Source organism: Kitasatospora sp. NPDC096128 (assembly GCF_040303105.1).
In the GTDB taxonomy this organism is placed as follows: Bacteria; Actinomycetota; Actinomycetes; order Streptomycetales; family Streptomycetaceae; genus Kitasatospora.
In genome coordinates, this window is sequence record NZ_JBEOSP010000022.1 from 1 (window position 1) to 12678 (window position 12678).

Annotated in this window: 12 protein-coding genes and 1 tRNA gene; 8 read left to right on the forward strand and 5 right to left on the reverse strand. The window is 72.8% G+C overall.

The genetic code is table 11. The features are described 5' to 3' along the window. The 3 genes from ABTY61_RS23755 to ABTY61_RS23765 form a co-directional block, all read left to right on the forward strand. A partial coding sequence (locus ABTY61_RS23755) for an acyl-CoA dehydrogenase family protein (protein WP_157849844.1) occupies window positions 1–96 on the forward strand: 96 nt, incomplete at its 5' end. Between the two features lie 145 nt (window positions 97–241). Beyond that, complete coding sequence (locus ABTY61_RS23760; protein ID WP_350507181.1) at window positions 242–928, forward strand: TetR family transcriptional regulator; 687 nt, start codon at window positions 242–244, stop codon at window positions 926–928. A gap of 314 nt (window positions 929–1242) precedes the next feature. Further along, complete coding sequence (locus ABTY61_RS23765) at window positions 1243–1917, forward strand: ScbR family autoregulator-binding transcription factor (RefSeq protein ID WP_350507059.1); 675 nt, start codon at window positions 1243–1245, stop codon at window positions 1915–1917. A 104-nt stretch (window positions 1918–2021) separates the two neighbouring features. On the opposite strand, the gene ABTY61_RS23770 is transcribed toward ABTY61_RS23765, so the two are convergent. Further along, a tRNA-Leu gene (locus ABTY61_RS23770) sits at window positions 2022–2106 on the reverse strand. 291 nt (window positions 2107–2397) lie between these two features. Between ABTY61_RS23770 and ABTY61_RS23775 the strand changes: the two genes are divergently transcribed. From ABTY61_RS23775 to ABTY61_RS23785, 3 genes are all read left to right on the forward strand, one after another. Further along, window positions 2398–3729 carry a M20/M25/M40 family metallo-hydrolase gene (locus ABTY61_RS23775; RefSeq protein ID WP_350507060.1) on the forward strand — a complete coding sequence of 444 codons (1332 nt, stop codon included), beginning with the start codon at window positions 2398–2400 and terminating at the stop codon, window positions 3727–3729. Window positions 3730–3997: 268 nt separating this feature from the next. Beyond that, window positions 3998–4240: a chaplin gene (locus ABTY61_RS23780; protein ID WP_387932693.1), complete on the forward strand. Its 243-nt coding sequence runs from the start codon at window positions 3998–4000 to the stop codon at window positions 4238–4240. A gap of 343 nt (window positions 4241–4583) precedes the next feature. Next, on the forward strand, window positions 4584–5429 hold the full coding sequence (locus ABTY61_RS23785) for a chaplin (protein WP_350507062.1): 846 nt from the start codon (window positions 4584–4586) through the stop codon (window positions 5427–5429). 251 nt (window positions 5430–5680) lie between these two features. On the opposite strand, the gene ABTY61_RS23790 is transcribed toward ABTY61_RS23785, so the two are convergent. Beyond that, entirely contained in the window at window positions 5681–5890 is a 210-nt protein-coding gene (locus tag ABTY61_RS23790) for a DUF5703 family protein (RefSeq protein ID WP_033350848.1), read from the reverse strand. Between the two features lie 363 nt (window positions 5891–6253). Between ABTY61_RS23790 and ABTY61_RS23795 the strand changes: the two genes are divergently transcribed. Further along, window positions 6254–6853: a hypothetical protein gene (locus ABTY61_RS23795; RefSeq protein WP_350507063.1), complete on the forward strand. Its 600-nt coding sequence runs from the start codon at window positions 6254–6256 to the stop codon at window positions 6851–6853. A gap of 88 nt (window positions 6854–6941) precedes the next feature. Here the strand turns inward: ABTY61_RS23795 and ABTY61_RS23800 are convergent, their stop codons facing one another. Both ABTY61_RS23800 and ABTY61_RS23805 read right to left on the reverse strand, forming a co-directional pair. Then, window positions 6942–9122 (reverse strand): helix-hairpin-helix domain-containing protein, encoded by a 2181-nt coding sequence (locus tag ABTY61_RS23800; protein WP_350507064.1) that lies wholly within the window; start codon window positions 9120–9122, stop codon window positions 6942–6944. An 87-nt stretch (window positions 9123–9209) separates the two neighbouring features. Then, window positions 9210–10190, reverse strand: a complete 981-nt coding sequence (locus ABTY61_RS23805) for an aldo/keto reductase (RefSeq protein WP_350507065.1) — start codon at window positions 10188–10190, stop codon at window positions 9210–9212. A 304-nt stretch (window positions 10191–10494) separates the two neighbouring features. Here ABTY61_RS23805 and ABTY61_RS23810 point away from each other — a divergent pair, with 304 nt between their 5' ends. Continuing rightward, window positions 10495–11541 carry an LLM class F420-dependent oxidoreductase gene (locus tag ABTY61_RS23810; RefSeq protein ID WP_350507066.1) on the forward strand — a complete coding sequence of 349 codons (1047 nt, stop codon included), beginning with the start codon at window positions 10495–10497 and terminating at the stop codon, window positions 11539–11541. 24 nt (window positions 11542–11565) lie between these two features. Here ABTY61_RS23810 and ABTY61_RS23815 read toward each other — a convergent pair whose 3' ends face one another. After that, the gene (locus ABTY61_RS23815) at window positions 11566–12555 is read right to left on the reverse strand and encodes a magnesium and cobalt transport protein CorA (RefSeq protein ID WP_350507067.1); all 990 of its coding nucleotides are present in this window, start codon (window positions 12553–12555) and stop codon (window positions 11566–11568) included. Window positions 12556–12678 lie beyond the last annotated feature (123 nt).

The window sequence follows — 12678 nt, forward strand, 5'->3', positions numbered from 1 at the left end:
CCGGTGGAGCGGATGATGCGGGACGCGAAGATCACCCAGATCTACGAGGGCACCAACCAGGTCCAGCGGATCGTGATGGCCCGCAACCTGCCGTAACGGACGGTCCGACAGGCCCCGACGGCCGGCCGGTTCAGCCGACCGGCCGTCCGGGCCGGCCCGTCGTGCCGATGCTAAGTTCCGGAGAATGAGCGAGAAGGAAGAGCAGGACCTGCCCATGAACGACGGGCCCTCGAAGCCGGCCATGCGCGAGGCGCTGGTGGCCGCGGCCTTCGAGCTCTTCCTGGAGCGCGGCTTCGAGCAGACGACGGTCGACGACATCGTCTCGCTCGCCGGCGTCGGCCGGCGCTCCTTCTTCCGCTACTTCCCGGCGAAGGAGGACGTGGTCTTCCCCGACCACGAACGCAGCCTCGCCGAGATGACCGAGTTCCTGGAGTCCGGCACCGGCGAGGAGGACCCGGTCAAGCACGCCTGCGCGGCGGCCCGCCTGGTCCTGCGGATGTACGCCGAGCAGCCCTCCTTCTCCGTCCAGCGCTACCGCCTCACCCGCAAGGTCCCCGGTCTGCGCGCGTACGAGCTGTCGGTGGTCTGGCGCTACGAGCACACCCTCGCCGCCTACCTGCGCGGCCGCTTCGCCGACCGCCCGGACGGCCCGCTGCGCGCCGATGTGATCGCCGCCGCCGTGGTCGCCGCGCACAACCACGCCCTGCGCACCTGGCTGCGCTCGGGCGGCGAGAGCGACTGGGTGGCCGAGGTGGACGCGGCGATGGCCTTCGTCACCTCCACCTGGAGCGACCGCCCGGCCGACGCCGCCCCGGAGGGCGAGGAGGCGGCCGATGACGTGGTGGTGCTGGTCGCCAGCCGCCGGGCCCCGCTCTGGCGGATGGTCCAGGGCATCGAGAGCGCCATCGGCGACACCCGCCGGGCCTGACGACGGCCACGGCCCCGGTCACGCCTCACAACTCACCTATCCAATCAGCCTCTTGATGGACCATCAGCACCATCTTCCGCTCGCCGCCGCCCGGTTGGGGCGACCGCCGACCCGGCGAACACGGTGAAGCCGGCGGAGGCGGACGCACGGGTGTGTTCTCCCCGGCGGTCCGCCGTTCCCTAAGGTGGTGCCACCCCGTCCGCGGGCGAGGGTCACGTCAGGTGACCGTCGACCCCGGCCCGAGAACACCTGGGTGAAGCTGTACGGCCAGGGGTGCCGGGGTGTGCCGGGGCGTGAGAGAGGAAAAGCGAACAGTGAGCCAGAACGAGGGCACTGCCGTGGAGTCGCTGTGGCCCGCCCCGGCGGCCCGGCTCCCGGGGGCGACCGGTCCGATGCTGCGCCAGGAGCGGGCCGAGCGGACGCGGGAGCAGATCCTGCACTGCGCGGCACGGATCTTCGCCGAACGCGGGTACCAGCAGACCAGCATCAAGGACGTCGCGGACGAGGTCGCGATGACCAAGGGCGCCGTCTACTTCCACTTCCCCAACAAGCAGGCCCTCGCCATCGCGGTGGTCGACGAGCTGTACTCGCGCTGGCCGGTGACGCTGGAGGCGGTCCGCGGCAAGGGGCTGTCCCCGCTGGACACCGCGATCGAGATGTTCAACGCGGCCAGCGTCGCGTTCCTGGACGACCCGATCATGCAGGCCGGAACCAGGCTGCAGAACGAGCGCGGCGCCGTCGACGTCGAACTGCCGCTGCCCTACGTCGACTGGACCAACCTGATCGCGACCCTGATGCACGAGGCCCGGGACCAAGGCCAGTTGGCCCCGCACATGGATCCGGACGTCGCGGCCCGGGTCGCCGTCGCGGCCTTCTTCGGCGCCCAGCACATCTCCCACAACCTGCACGGCCGCGCCGACTTCATCGAGCGCTGGCGCGAGGTGCGCGACACCCTCTTCCCCGCACTGCGCGCCCGCCCCTCGGCGTGACGGAAGCGCTGCGGTGCGTCACGGGCGGCCACTGCGGCCGCCGGAAGCCCCGGAAGTCCCGGAAAACAAAGAGAACCCCAGATCAACTGGGGTTCTCTCGTCGGTGTCCGAGGGGGGACTTGAACCCCCACGCCCGATAAAGGGCACTAGCACCTCAAGCTAGCGCGTCTGCCATTCCGCCACCCGGACCAGGTGTCGTCCTCGCGGCTTCCGATCTCTCGTCCGTCGCGCTGACAGATGTAACTGTAGCAAAGATCGGCTTGGGCTCCCAAAACGGCTCCGGAGCGGACGGCCGGGCTGGTGGCGGGGGCAAGGGGCGGCCTGTGGCGGGGGTGTGACCAGCGGGTTTCGAGGGCGTGCAGGGGGTGGATCGGGATCGAGGGCTGGGGGAGGATGGGCGGACGTGCTCGTACGGCCCGGGAGCAGATCCCGGGGGTGGCGCGCTGGTGCGTCGGTGCGGGCCCAAGACGAGGAGTGACCGTGAGCGAGCGGAGCGAGTCGGCGGCGCCGAAGGTGACGGCTGAGTCGGAGGTCGCCGAGATCTGTCGCGATCTGATCCGGATCGACACCAGCAACTACGGGGACGGCTCCGGCCCGGGCGAGCGCAAGGCGGCCGAGTACGTGGCCGAGCAGCTCGCCGAGTTCGGGATCGAGCCGCAGATCTTCGAGTCGGCCAAGGGGCGGGCCTCGACCGTCGTCCGGATCGAGGGCGAGGACCGGTCCCGCCCGGGCCTGCTGATCCACGGCCACACCGACGTGGTGCCGGCCAACGCCGCGGACTGGACGTACGACCCCTTCGGCGGCGAGATCGCCGACGGCTGCGTCTGGGGCCGCGGCGCGGTCGACATGAAGGACATGGACGCGATGACCCTCGCGGTCGTCCGCGACCGGCTGCGCACCGGCCGCAAGCCCCCTCGCGACCTGGTGCTCGCCTTCCTCGCGGACGAGGAGGCGGGCGGCACGTACGGCGCCCGCTTCCTGGTGGACAAGCACCCGGAGCTGTTCGAGGGCGTGACCGAGGGCATCGGCGAGGTCGGCGGCTTCTCCTTCACCGTCAACGACCAGGCCCGGTTCTACCTGGTGGAGACGGCCGAGAAGGGCATGCACTGGATGCGCCTGACGGTCGAGGGCCGGGCCGGCCACGGCTCGATGGCGAACGACGACAACGCGATCACCGAGCTGTGCGAGGCCGTCGCCCGGCTCGGCCGCCACAAGTTCCCGCTGCGGATCACCCCCAGCGTGCGGGCCTTCCTCGACGAGCTGTCGGACGTGCTCGGGTACCGGCTGGACCCGGAGGACATGGACGAGGTGGTCCGGGTGCTCGGCGGCATCGCCAAGATGATCGGCACCACGTTCCGCAACACCGCCCAGCCGACCATGCTCGGCGCCGGCTACAAGGTGAACGTGATCCCCGGTCAGGCCACCGCGCACGTGGACGGGCGCTTTCTGCCCGGCTACGAGGAGGAGTTCCTCGCCGAGCTGGACAGCGTGCTCGGCCCGCGCGTGAAGCGGGAGAGCCTGCACTCGGACCGGGCGATCGAGACCGACTTCGACGGCGCGCTGGTCGAGGCGATGCAGACCGCGCTGCGCGCGGAGGACCCGATCGCCCGCGCGGTGCCGTACTGCCTGTCGGGCGGGACGGACGCCAAGTCCTTCCAGGACCTCGGCATCCGCTGCTTCGGCTTCGCGCCGCTGCAGCTGCCGCCGGAGCTGGACTTCGCCGGGATGTTCCACGGCGTGGACGAGCGGGTGCCGGTGGACGGGCTGAAGTTCGGCGTCCGGGTGCTGGACCGCTTCATCGACGCCTGCTGAACCGCCTCGGCCCACTGATCAGGCGACTGGGTCGGCCCGCTCCCGGAGTGCCGGGGGCGGGCCGACCGCATTGTCGGAGCGCATGATTGTGGGACGGGTGGAAAGCGATCAACAGAAACGATTCTTCCCGTAATTCCGCGCCGGTCGTCTGTGCGAAGCATCACCGTTGAGGGTGAATGGGAAATCCACTCCGTACCCCGTTTGCCGCAGCGTCGTTCATCCCTGTGCAGCCCGCCGAACGGGTTGCGTTGTCCATACAGGAGGAATGATGAAGGTCAAGAAGATCGCCGCTGTCGCCGCCGCCACCGGTGGCCTGGTGCTCGCCGCCGCCGGTGTCGCGTCCGCTCACGGCGGTGCCGGTGCCGAGGGTGTGGCCGCGGGTTCCCCGGGTGTCGTCTCGGGCAACCAGATCCAGGTCCCGGTCCACGTGCCGCTGAACCTGTGCGGCAACACCGTCAGCGTGATCGGCGTGCTGAACCCGGCGTTCGGCAACCACTGCGCCAACGTCTGAGTCGGTCTCCGGGCCGCTGAGGCCCGTTGAGCCGGGCTCGGTACGGCCCCCGGGCGGCGGACGCGCCGCACCGGGGGCCTTCGCGTGCCCGTGCTCCATGCAGGGGCATGGCGGATCAGGGGCATGGCGGATCGGGGGCATGGCGGAGGGCTCGACAACATTCGAACACTCTGATCGCTCGATCGGGTGAAGCTGCGTCGTTCGGCTCAACCTCCCCGTTTGCCTCTCGTTAACTCCTGTGCAGTCAAAGGCCTTGCGCGATTTCCGGATATACGGAAATTCCGACTTTCATATGGGTTCATGCCAAGGTCGCCACGCCGTCTCGAATACGTCAGGGGAAAACATGAGGAATGTAGCCAAGAAGGGGATCCTCACTGCCGTGGCCACCGGCAGCGTGCTGGCCTCGACCGCCGGCTACGCCTACGCGGCCGCCGAGGCGCAGGGGGGAGCCGCGGGATCACCGGGTGTCGCCTCGGGCAACTCGGTACAGGTGCCGGTCGAGGTGCCGATCAACGCCTGTGGCAACACGGTCGATGTGATCGGAGCGCTGAACCCGTCGTTCGGCAACCACTGCGCCAACGTCAGCGGCGGTCGCCACGCCGCCCCGCGGCCGGGCCAGGGCGGCCACTCCGGTGACAGTGCGGGCTCCACCGCGGGTGCCACCCGCGGCTCCTCCGCCTCGGGGGCCTCCGCCGGCGGGACCGCGGCCGGTTCGCCCGGCGTGATCGCCGGCAACAGCGTCCAGGCTCCGGTGCACGTCCCGGTCAATGCCTGCGGCAATTCCGTGAACGTGGTCGGCGTCGGCAACCCGGCCTTCGGCAACGACTGCGTCACCGCGACCCATGCCGCCCCGAAGCCGACCGACGACTGCCCCGAGGGTCACACCCCCTCCGCCCCGCCGTCGACCGGTGGCGACACCGGCACCGGCAACCCGCGCAACGGCGGCTCGTCCGCCGGCGCCACCCCGAGCGCCCCGGTCGCCCAGCCGTCGAGCAACGGCGGCACCCAGGCGGTGCCGGCCGCCGCCCGCACCAACGCCCCGGCCGCTCCCGCCGCGCAGAACGTCGCCGCGAACAGCGAGCTCGCCCACACCGGCGCCGGTGACGTCGAGATGCTCGGCGCCGCCGGGCTCGCGCTGCTGATCGGCGGCGGCGTGCTCTACCGCCGCGCCCGCGCCGGCGCCCGCTGAGTCGGCGCCCGCTGAGTCGGCTCGCGCTGAGTCGGCTCGCGCGACCCCGCGAGCTGAGCACACGAGTTGCGTCCGTGAGCTGAGCCCGCGGGCCGAACCCACCCGCTGTGCCCCCCCGACCGCTCAGCGGCCCCCGTGGGTGAAGCGACCCGCCGACGAACAGAAGCACCCGCGGCCGCCCGGTGATCGGGTGGCCGCGGGTGCGTGAAAGCCCGGCGTGCGTTCGACTCGGGACGAGGCGCCGCCGCCCGTCACCAGCTCCGGACCTGCCGGATGATCCGCCGCTTCAACCGGACAGTCCGGCTGCCGTCGGGGAACAACCTCAGCCGGTCGAGCTCCCAGTGCCCGTACTCGGCGTGCTCGGTGAGCAGTTGGCGTGCCGCGTTGCGCGTGGTGCCACGCGGCATGCGCAGCGACTGGTACTCGTACTCCGGCTGCCGGACCGGCTTCGGTGGGGTCAAAACGCTCCTCCTGAGGATCACCTACGCGCAAGCCTACGGCCTGCCCAGGACACTCGGCCCGGGTATTTCCGGCCGACCTCCCGCTCCGGTGCGGCGGTTCGACGGCTCCCGCCCCGGACGCTCGTCTGACAGTGCATCAGTTCTGTTGCTGCTGTGGAGGGGATACCCCGGTACCGGCGCGCGACGCGGCACCCGGACGGCCCCGCCGGATCGGCTGTGCGCCCTCTGCGCCCGCCCCGCGCCGGTTCTGCCGGTGGACAGAACACTTTAAATCGGACATCGGGGAGGAAGTTGCGGTGAAATCGCGGGTGTAGGTGACAACCGCTGTGCGTACCGGCGCCGCGGGGAGATAGCGTCTGCACCATGTCTGATGCCGCGCAGCCCACCATTGCCGAGGTACGCGCCGCCGCTGAGGCGGTCAAGGCCGCCATCGACCGTCATCTGGAAGCGGTGTCAAGCCCCAACGCAGCTGATGATCCCGCCGTGACGGCTGCCTACGAGCAGCTCGCCACGGCGGCCATCGCCTACGACCAACTCCTCTACGAGGTCTACGACGAGGTCACCCCCTTCGAGATCCCGGGTGACGAGGGGCCGGGCGGCTACCACGGCCCGGAACAGCCCGAGGCGATCAGCGTGCTGATCCGCCGGGACTACCACGTGGTCGACCCCGAGCGGCTGCGCGCGCAGGCCGAACGGCTGGACGAGTCGCTGACCCCGGGCGGCGCCGGCGGCGTGAACGCCGCGATCGGCGTGCTGTTCGGCGAGTACGAGCCGGACGAGATCGCCGCCCGCAGCGAGGAGTTCGGCCTGGAGGAGGCGGACTCGACGCTCTGGGTCGCGGCGACCGAGCCGACCGATCCGGGGGAGTGGCTGCCGGAGCCCTTCGAGCACGCCGACCCGCAGCTGCTGATCTGCCGGTTCGACGTGAGCGAGGTCTACGACGACGAGGACCCGGACGACTGACATCGGACGGATGTGCGAAGGGCGGGCCCGGGAATCCGGGCCCGCCCTTCGCACATCCGCCGTCGGACCGGGCCGACCGGCGGGCGGATCAGTCCTCGACGACCGCGTTCTCCGCGAGGAGCGCCCTCAGCCGGGTGGTGCGCGGCTGCGCCGGGCGCTCGGCGACGGCCTGGGCGAGCGCCGGGCCCGCCGCGTGGACCACCGACAGGTGCCGCTCGCCGCGCCCGAACGCCGTGTAGACCCACTGCCGGGAGAGCGCCGGCCCGGCGTCCTCCGGGACCACGACCACCGCGGCGGGCCAGCGGCGGCCCAGCGCCTGGTGGACGGTCAGCGCCCAGCCGTGCCGCAGCCGGCCGGCTTCCGCGGGCGGGACGGTCCGGCGGGAGCCGTCCGGGTACTCCAGGTGCAGTCCGGTGGCGTCGCCGTCCAGCACCCGGGCCGGCCGGGTGATCCCCGGGGCGGGGGACTCCACCACCCGGTCGCCCGGGTCGAACCCGCCGAACCGGCCGGGGCCGGGGTTCAGCCGGGCCTTCGCGGCGGCGTTCAGGGCGCGGGTGCCGGCCGGGCCGCCGTGGCCGGGGGTGAGCAGCACCACCTGCTCGGCGGGGATGCCGAGCGCGCGCGGGATGGAGTCGGTGAGCAGCTGCACGGCGCGGTGGACGGCCTCGCCGCTGTCCTTGGCGGTAAGGATGACCACCTCCTTCTCCGGCGCCTCGACCGGCTGCAGCTCGCCGACGCCGACGCCGGAGACCAGCTCGCCGATCGGGCCGAAGTCGGGGGTGCGGGAGGCGACGGCCGGGCAGGCCTTGGCGGCCAGCAGGTCGGCGAAGAACCGGCCGGGGCCGGCCGACCAGAGCTGCCCGGGATCCCCGCTGAGCACCAGTCGGGTGCCGTCGGCGAGCGACTCCAGGACGGTGGCGGCCAGTTCGACGTCCAGCAGCGGCGCGTCCAGCACGACCAGCAGGTCCAGGGCGAGCGTGCCGTCGGCCGCGCGGCCGGGGCCGGCCGTACCGGACAGCAGCTCGGCGAGGGTCACCACCGGGGTCTCGGCCGCGGCGAGGGCGTCGAAGGAGTCCCGGCCCTGGTCGGTCCAGGTGGCGCCCCAGGCGCGCAGCCCGAGCCCCGTCGCGGCGGCGAGCAGCGCGGCCGGTTCGGCCCGGGCGGCCTCACCGCCGGTGTGCAGCACCAGGGCGCTCTCGGCGACGGCCCGGATCAGGGCGGTCGCGGAGGAGGACGGCGCCGCTTCGGCGGCGGCCGCCCAGGCGGCGGGGCCGGCGAAGGCGGGCGCCTCAGCCTCCGTGCCCGACTCCGTGCCCGACTCCGTGCCCGACTCCGTGCCCGACTCCGTGCCTGACTCCGTGCCCGACTCCGCCTCCGTCGACGGCTCCTCGGTGTCCGGCTCTTCGGTGTCCTGCTCGTCGACGTCCTCGCCCGGCACGAAGGTGGCCATCAGCTGGAGCAGCTTCTCGGCGAGGCTGTCCTCCGCCATCGCCAGCCCCTCCAGCGCGAGCAGCGTCCGGGTCGGCGGCTCGTCCTCGTCGCCGCCGGCCGTCTGCGCCTCGGGCCCGCTCAGCTCCTCCTGGAAGGGCAGCACCCGCCCGTCGGCGACGGCGTGCTGGACCGCGGCGGCCGGCTCCGGCATCCGGAGCCGTTCGAGCCCGGCGGCCACCTCGGACAGCTCCTGGGCGGAGTGCCCGCGCAGCGCCGCCTGCTCCAGCAGCCAGACCACCAGGGCCTGGGCCCGGCGGGCGTCGTCCGGACCGGCCTCGGCACCGAGCAGCCCGCGGGCGAAGTGGTCCGCGTGCTCGGGGCGCACCCCGGGCAGTCCGAGGACCGCCCACGGATCCGTGCGCAGCCGCTCGGCGGCGCCGTCGCCGAAGGCGGCCACCGCGGCGGCGGCCAGGTCGGCGGGGGCGCCACCGGCGGTCAGCACCTCGACGGTCTCCTGGAGCACGTCCTCGCTCGGCGCGGCGGTCCGCATCGGCGGGGCGGCCGGGGTCGCCGGCGCGGCCGCCGGAGGAGCCGTCGGCACCTCACCGGCGTCGGGTCGGGCCCCCCCGGGTCCAGAGCCCTCGGGCGCCGACTCCGACTCCACCGGCTCGGCCCCCGCCGGATCGGCGGCCTTCGGCGCGGAGGGCCCGAGCCGGTGCGCTCCCGGCTTCGCCTCCTGCTGCTCGATCCGGCGGATCCGCGCCACGATGTCCGCGATCGCCGCCTTGTCGGGCGCCGCCGCAGCCTCCTCCGGAGCGCCGTTGCCCGTGCCACTCATCGTCGTCCGCTCCAAAGCTCACTCCACTGCACGTTCTGCACCGCATGTCCTGCACTGCACGTTCCGCTCGACCACCCGACCCCGGGCCTACAGCTCCGTCCACCCCTGGTCCGGGTAGCGGTGCACCGGCGACGAGATGTCGTCCAGCGCGCCGCGGATCTCACCCGGAAGCGTAAGCGCCTCCACTGACAGTGCCGCCTGCAGCTGTGCCACCGTGCGCGCCCCGACCAGCGCGCTCGCCACCCCGGGACGGTCCCGGACCCAGGCCAGCGCGACCGCGAGCGGGCTGCTGGCGAGCCCGTCCGCGGCGGTGGCGACGGCGTCGACGATCCGCCGGGAGCGTTCCCCCAGGTAGGGCTGGACGAACCCGGACAGGTAGGGCGAGGCGCCGCGCGAGTCCTGCGGGACGGCGTGCCGGTACTTGCCGGTGAGCACCCCGCGGCCGAGCGGCGAGCCGGCCAGGATCCCGACCCCGGCGTCGAGGGCGGCGGGCAGCGCCTCGCGCTCGATGCCGCGCTGGAGCAGCGAGTACTCCAACTGGGCCGCGGCCAGCGGCATCCGGTCGTGGTGGGCGCGCTGCCAGGTGGCCGCCTTGGCGAGCTGCCAGCCGCTGAAGTCGCAGACCGCGGCGTAGCGGGCGCGGCCGGAGGAGACGGCGATGTCGAGGGCGCTGAGGGTCTCCTCGACCGGGGTCGCCGGGTCGAACGCGTGCACCTGCCACAGGTCGACGTAGTCGGTGCCGAGCCGGTGCAGCGAGGCGTCGAGGGCGGCGAGCAGGTGGCCGCGGGAGCAGTCGAACCGGCGGGCGGACTCCGGGACGCTGCCCGCCTTGGTGGCGATGACGAGTTCGGAGCGGGGGACGAGGTTGTCGGTGAGGCGGGAGATCAGGTACTCGGCGCCGCCGTCGGCGTACACGTCGGCGGTGTCGACCAGGTTGCCGCCGGCGTCGACGAACTCCTTGAGCTGCTCGGCGGCTTCGTGCTCGTCGGTGTCACGGCCCCAGGTCATGGTGCCGAGACCGAGGCGGGAGACCTGCAGGCCGGTACGGCCGAGGTGACGCTTTTCCATCGGACGGGCCCTCCACTGGCCGGTGGTACCGGTAGCCCCGGTAGCCCCGGTGAACGCGCAGGTGGGGAGTGCGCTCCCCACGTCGGCTGAGCGTAGCGGCCGGTCCCCGGGCAGGGGCGCAGACCCGCAGAACGATCAATGCGGCCGGTGTGACCCAGACCACCACTACCCGTCAGTAGCATGACCTGCGCGGACGCGGTTACGCTCGCCAGCAGGCCCGCCCGACGTGCTGGCCCGCCCGCCCGACCGGCCACGACGCCTGCCCGACTGGCCACCGGGCCCACCCGACTGGAAGGTTCGGCACATGCGACTCGGCATCAACCTCGGCTACTGGGGACTCGGCATGGACGCCGACAACATCGCCGTGGCCCAGGAGGCGGACCGGCTCGGCTACTCGGTCTGCTGGGCGGCGGAGGCGTACGGCTCGGACGCCGCGACGGTGCTGAGCTTCGTCGCCGCGAAGACCGAGCGGATCGACGTCGGTTCGGCCATCTTCCAGATCCCGGCCCGCACCCCGGCGATGACCGCGATGACCGCGGCGACCCTGGACACCCTCTCCGGCGGCCGCTTCCGGCTCGGCCTCGGCGTCTCCGGCCCGCAGGTCTCCGAGGGCTGGTACGGCGTGAAGTTCGACAAGCCGCTCGCCCGCACCCGCGAGTACGTGGAGATCATCCGCAAGGCGATGTCCCGCGAGCGCCTGGTGCACGAGGGCGCGCACTGGACCCTGCCGCTGCCCGGCGGGCCGGGCAAGCCGATCAAGCTGACCGTCCACCCGGTGCGCGAGCAGATCCCGCTGTACATCGCCGCGATCGGCCCGAAGAACCTGGAGCTGACCGGCGAGATCGCCGACGGCTGGCTCGGCATCTTCTTCTCGCCCGAGCACTCCGCGCTGTCCCTCGACGCGCTCACGGCCGGCCGGGCCAAGGCGGGGAAGACGCTGGACGGCTTCGACCTCTGCCCGACCGTGAACATCGCGGTCGGCGAGGACATCAAGGCCGGGGTCGACGGCCTGCGCTCCTACGCCGCGCTCTACATCGGCGGCATGGGCAGCAAGGAGAAGAACTTCTACAACCAGCTGACCCGGCGCATGGGTTACGAGCAGGCGGCCGACGAGATCCAGGAGAAGTACCTGGCCAAGGACTACGCGGGCGCCGCGGCCGCCGTCCCGCACGACCTGATCGACGCCACCTCGCTGATCGGCGACACCGCCCGGATCGCCGACCGGATGCAGGCCTACGCCGACGCCGGCGTCACCACGCTGACCCTGGCCCCGTCCGGCTTCACCCTGGACGACCGGATCCAGTCGCTGCGCACCGGCGTCGAGGCGCTGGAGCGGGCCGGACTCGCCTGATCCGCCGGAGGGGGCCGAGCGGCACTACAGCCAGTCGTGCCGTTTGAACACCCGGTGCAGCACCACGCAGACCAGCGCCATCAGCGACAGCACCGCCGGGTACCCCCAGGGCTCGTGGAGTTCGGGCATGTCGTCGAAGTTCATCCCGTACACGCCCGCGATCATGGTCGGTACGGCGGCCAGCGCCGCCCAGGCCGAGATCTTCCGCATGTCGTTGTTCTGCTGCACGCTCACCTGCGCCAGGTTGGCGCCGAGGATGTCGGACAGCAGTCGGTCCATGCCGTCCACCTGGTCGTTCACCCGGGCCAGGTGGTCGGCGACGTCCCGCAGGTAGGGGGCGGTCTCCGGCTGGACGAAGGGGACGCCGCGCTCCAGCCGCAGCATCGGCTCCAGCAGCGGGGAGACGGCCCGGCGGACGGTCATCACCTGGCGCTTGCAGCCGTAGATCCGCCCGGCGGTGTCGCGGCCGACCCGGCCGGGGGCGAAGACGTCCGCCTCCAGTTCGTCCAGGTCGACCTGGAGCGCGGTGGCCACCGCGACGTAGCCGTCCACCACCGTGTCGCAGACCGAGTGCAGCACCGAGCTGGGCCCGTAGCGCAGCAGTTCGGGTTGCTGTTCGAGCCGGGCCCGCAGGCCGCTGAGCGGAGTGTCCTCGCCGTGCCGGACGGTCATCACGAAGTCCGGGCCGAGGAAGACCATCACCTCGCCGCAGGTGACGGCGCGGGTGTCGGCGTGGTGGCCGAGGGTCTTGAGGGCGACGAACAGCGAGCCCTGGTAGGCCTCGACCTTGGGGCGCTGGTGGGCGCTGACGGCGTCCTCGACGGCCAGCGGGTGCAGCGCGAACTCCTTGCCGACCCGGTCGAGTTCCTCGGTCGTCGGTTCGAAGAGGCCCATCCAGACGAAGGCGCCGGGCCCGGCCTCGCGGGCGGTGGTGAGCGAGTCGGTCAGGTCCTCGGAGGCCCCGAGCCGGCGGCCGTCCCGGTACGCGGCGCAGTGGACGATCATGCGGGCCATTGTCACCCGGGGGCGCCCGCCGGGCCGGGAGCCGGGCCCGCAGGCGGAGGCGAGCCCCCGGCGGCGGGCTCCGCGCGCCGAACCCTGCGCAGGAACCGGGCACGGGCCGCACGTACGGGCCGC